At 64.0% G+C, this 1,806-nt stretch carries 2 protein-coding genes; both read left to right on the forward strand.

Annotated features, from left to right (window positions below):
- A partial coding sequence (locus tag JNK68_13155) for a transglycosylase SLT domain-containing protein (protein MBL8541303.1) occupies positions 1–1,120 on the forward strand: 1,120 nt, incomplete at its 5' end.
- Positions 1,121–1,183: 63 nt separating this feature from the next.
- A partial coding sequence (locus tag JNK68_13160; protein ID MBL8541304.1) for a hypothetical protein occupies positions 1,184–1,806 on the forward strand: 623 nt, incomplete at its 3' end.

Here is a 1,806-nt window from a genome sequence, read left to right on the forward strand (position 1 = left end):
GCTGGCCGACATCGCGGTGGGTAACCTCAGTGTCACCGACGAGCGCCTGAAGGTCGTGGACTTCGTCGCACCGGACGAGAAGATCGTCAACGTCGAGATACTCGCCACCGGTCCGGCCTCGCCGGCGATCGCCTCGATCGAGGATCTCGCCGGCAAGACCGTGCACGTGCGCAAGACCTCGAGCTATTACGAGAGCCTCACTGCGCTCAACGCCCATCTCAGGCAGGCCGGCAAACCCGAGGTGAAGCTCGTTCTGGTACCCGATGCGCTCGAGGACGAGGACATGCTGGAGATGCTCAACGCCGGTCTACTGCAGGCCATTGTCGTCGACGACTGGAAAGCGAAGATGTGGTCCCAGGTGCTGCCGAAGATCGTGCTGCACGAAGACGTTGTCCTGCGCCCCCCCACTAAGAAGGGCTGGGCGATCCGCAAGGAGAGCCCGCAGCTCGCCGCTGAACTCGACGATTTCTACACCGGCTGGGCGAAGAAGCAAGGCGTGATCCCTTATCGCCAGCAGCAGTACATGAAGACGATCAAGGCGCTTCACGACTCCTCGGCGAGCGCCGACCAGCAGCGCTTCGAGTCGATGATCGCGATATTCGAGAAGTACGGACAGCAATATGGGTTCGACCCGCTCATGCTCGCCGCGCAGGGGTACCAGGAATCCACCCTGGACCAGAACAAGAAGAGCCAAGTCGGCGCGGTCGGCGTCATGCAGGTGATGCCCGCCACGGGCAAGGAACTCAAGGTCGGCGACATCAAGGTCACCGAGGCGAACATTCACGCCGGGGCGAAGTACATGGATCAGCTCATGACCCGGTACTTTCAGGACGCCAGTTTCGACGAGCAGAACCGGACGCTGTTTGCGTTCGCGAGCTACAACGCCGGTCCCGGCAACATCGCGAAGATGCGCAAGGAAGCCGAGAAGCGCGGCCTCAACGCCGACAAGTGGTTCAACAACGTCGAGAACGTCACCGCCGAGAAGATCGGCATCGAGACGACGACCTACGTGCGCAACATCTACAAGTACTACGTCTCCTACAAGCTCACGCAGGACGCCCGTGCGAGCACCGAGCAACTCAAGCAACAGGTTGCGCCCGGCGCGGAACCGAAGCGCTAGCACGGGCGAGGCACCGGGGCGCTGTAAGGAAGCCTTGCAGATTCCAGTCAGGGAGGTGCGATGATGACCGTGATCAGGGAAGTGACTGTGTGCGCGGGACGTCTTCTCCTCGCTGCAATCACGTGCAGCGTACCGGACGCGGCGTTCGCATGGATCTATCCGGAGCACCGCGACATTGCGGTGCTCGCCGTCGAGGGTCTCGATCCCGAGCACAAGGCGCGGTTCGACCGCCTCTGGCAGGAAGCGCGGGTCGGCGACGAGGGGCGCCTCTGCGTGCAAGGCGCCGACACCGGCCAGGGCATCACGCCGGAGTGCATCGACTGGGCGGCGCTGTCCGCGATCGCCGGGGATCATTCCTGCTCGAGCGAGGAGATGCTCGACACCGTTCGCAAGTCGGAGTGGATTCTCCAGGTCGCCGACGTTGCGGCACAGCTCAAGGTGGACCTCTCCACGATTCCGGTTACGGCAACCGCCGAGCAGACCACGAGCGCAGCGACGCTCTTCACCGACACGCAGCGGCGTCTCACGGACGAGGCCACGCGCGCCAAGCGCGTGAACGCCCTGCGCGCAGCCGACACCCGCCTGCAGCGCGCCGACCCCAAGTACGCGACGCGTGCCGATGCCAACCTCGCGCACTTCCTGACGCCGCGTCCGGACACCAAGCTCGACGTGATTCGCTACGGCGG

It is taken from the genome of Betaproteobacteria bacterium, from assembly GCA_016791345.1.
In the GTDB taxonomy this organism is placed as follows: domain Bacteria; phylum Pseudomonadota; class Gammaproteobacteria; order Burkholderiales; family JAEUMW01; genus JAEUMW01.